Source organism: Dialister sp. (assembly GCF_036343215.1).
Lineage (GTDB): Bacteria > Bacillota > Negativicutes > Veillonellales > Dialisteraceae > Dialister.
The window spans coordinates 1-1949 of record NZ_JAZASU010000175.1 but is presented as its reverse complement, the minus strand read 5'-3'; the positions used below and the strand labels follow the sequence as shown (position 1 = coordinate 1949).

General features: G+C 44.1%; 3 protein-coding genes. 1 reads left to right on the top strand and 2 read right to left on the bottom strand.

Annotated elements, in window-relative coordinates:
• Positions 1-222: 222 nt before the first annotated feature.
• Complete coding sequence (locus VZT47_RS10170) at positions 223-576, bottom strand: type II toxin-antitoxin system death-on-curing family toxin (RefSeq protein WP_330224846.1); 354 nt, start codon at positions 574-576, stop codon at positions 223-225.
• 23 nt (positions 577-599) lie between these two features.
• A complete protein-coding gene (locus VZT47_RS10165; protein ID WP_296954589.1) occupies positions 600-842 on the bottom strand; it encodes a type II toxin-antitoxin system Phd/YefM family antitoxin in 243 nt (80 codons plus the stop codon).
• Between the two features lie 422 nt (positions 843-1264).
• Between VZT47_RS10165 and VZT47_RS10160 the strand changes: the two genes are divergently transcribed.
• Positions 1265-1949, top strand: a 685-nt coding sequence (locus VZT47_RS10160) for an ABC transporter substrate-binding protein (RefSeq protein WP_330224845.1), incomplete at its 3' end; no start/stop codon positions are given.

Here is a 1949-nt window from a genome sequence, read left to right as displayed (position 1 = left end):
TGCCTCAAAAACCGGTCAAAACTACTAAAATTTACTCCGAACAGGGTGAATAAGGCCCTATTTCCTTTAAACGCAATAGAGAAATTTCGATTTGGAAGCACTTTAGCAGCTGTTAAGTTAATGATATTGCAGTTAGCAGTTAGTGGAAATGAAAGACGGACTTTCTGAATCATTTTCCAAAACAAAAAGCATCCTCGAAATCGGGATGCTTTTTGTTTGTAATTAATTGTCTAAATGGGAAGTCACCCAGTGGAGAAGGTCCTGCTCATCACCTTCATGACTTGCAACGGACATAATGATGTGAATCAGTTCTTCCTGCCTATATGTGCATTCGTAGTGATTGAGCTTCAGGACAATTAAAAGTGCCATGGCTCCAATTCTTTTGTTTCCATCGATAAAAGGATGGTTGGTAATAAGACCATAAGCCAGTCGGACAGTCTTTTCTATCACTGTCGGATAAAGCTCTTGCCCGTCAAATGTCTGAAATGGTGCGTTGATAGCGGAATCAAGTCCGCCTCGGTCACGTATTCCGTCAAGGCCTCCATATCTTTGAATCAGCTTGGAATGGAGGAAAATGATTCCCTCTTAAGAAAGGATAATCATTTTGCGAGCTCCCGGAAGGTCTCGTCATTCTCATCCATGAGCTTTTCCGCCAAAGTATCCAGAGTGGACATGGATGCCGTCTGCAGGTGGTCCAGCCGGCTGAAGTCAATCAGTACATAGCGGGGCGCATTATTCTTCATAATAACCACAGAGCCATGTTCATCGGCCATTTTCGCCACCTTCGAAAAATTCTGGTTGGCTGCCGAAATGGGCACCATAGAGTTCGTATCGATCATCATGATTTTTACCTCCTTTTTCATATTCTATATGGATTTTAGGATAAATTCAAGGATAAAATTTAGAAAACCGGTAAAAATATGAATTTATGGTTTCAGTGAATGGGGCCTGCAAAAATGGAAGCGGGCCATTTTTATTTGATGGTAATGAAGGATAGGTAATAGCCATTAACCATTACCCATTAGCTATTACCCATTAGCCATCATCATTCCATTTCCGATTGGGACAGGTGGGGGAAAAGCCTCATCGCCGGCCTGACGCCAATGCAGCTGCTAACTTCATTATCCTTTTAACTAATATAAAAACTTTATATTATAAAATGAGTAAAACTTGAATTTTTAAAGTTGAAAAATAAATATAATAATATATATTATAAAGAGATAAGCCAATTAAAATATGTTATAAATTTCCTCAGGAGGAAACCATGAAAGATACTTTGAAGAAAGGTTCTCTGATTCTGGCTCTGGCCGGTATGGTAGTTCTGTCTGCGGGCTGCGGCGGAAGCGGGGCAGGAAGCGCTTCTGCCGCTTCTTCCGGGGCAGGCCGGGTGCTCAAGGTGGCTACGGAAGCCAATGACCCGCCTTACCGGTATGTGAGCGAAAAGAATCAGATCGTGGGCTTTGAAATGGATCTGGTGAAAGCGGTAGCCAAAGAAATGGGAGCCTCTGTGGAATTCAAAGATATGAAATTCTCCCAGCTGCTGGATTCCGTTTCCAGAAAAGACGTGGATATGGCCATCGGCACGCTGACGGTCAATGAAAAGAGAAAGCAGAAGGTTGATTTCTCGGATGTCTATTTCAAGCGAAGCGCTTATACCGTGGTGGTCCCGAAGAAGGGCAATTCCATCCGCAGTGAAAACGACCTGAAGGGAAAGACCGTAGCCGTCAAGAAGAGCTCTACCTTTGAAACCAGGGCGAAGGAAATGGGATTTGGGAAAGTGGTTCCCCTGGATCATTATGAAGATATCTACAAGGCCGTGGCCGAAGGAAAGGCAGAAGCCGGGATATCGGACGAACAGGCGGCCAATTATTACCTGGCCCATGGAGGCAGCGAGAAGCTGACCGTGGTGGGTACTCTTCCGGGAGGCAACAATTTCGCCATAGCCATTG

Coding starts and splice junctions, on each gene's coding strand:
- VZT47_RS10165 (WP_296954589.1), bottom strand. CDS start 842: ATGATGATCGATACGAACTCTATGGTGCCCATTTCGGCAGCCAACCAG.